This is a genomic window from Zoogloea sp. LCSB751 (assembly GCF_002028455.1).
Lineage (GTDB): Bacteria > Pseudomonadota > Gammaproteobacteria > Burkholderiales > Rhodocyclaceae > Zoogloea.
The window spans coordinates 1-233 of record NZ_MWUM01000669.1 but is presented as its reverse complement, the minus strand read 5'-3'; the positions used below and the strand labels follow the sequence as shown (position 1 = coordinate 233).

The window sequence follows — 233 nt, the reverse complement described above, 5'->3', positions numbered from 1 at the left end:
AAGCATCGTGTTTACGGCATGGAACGTATCCGCGAAGAAGTGAAAAAGTACACCCCAGAAGAAGTTGAAAACGTAGTGGGCGTACCTAAGGCACAAATGTATCGTGTTGCCAAGATGATGGCTGAAACCAAACCTGGCACCATTATTTGGTGTATGGGTGGCACTCAGCACCACGTCGGTAATGCCAATACCCGCTCATACTGCTTATTGCAATTAGCTTTAGGTAACATGGG

At 46.8% G+C, this 233-nt stretch carries 1 protein-coding gene; it reads left to right on the top strand.

All coding sequences use genetic code 11. The features are described 5' to 3' along the window. Positions 1-18 precede the first annotated feature (18 nt). The coding region (locus B4920_RS28100; RefSeq protein WP_216820152.1) for a hypothetical protein at positions 19-233 on the top strand (215 nt) is incomplete at its 3' end.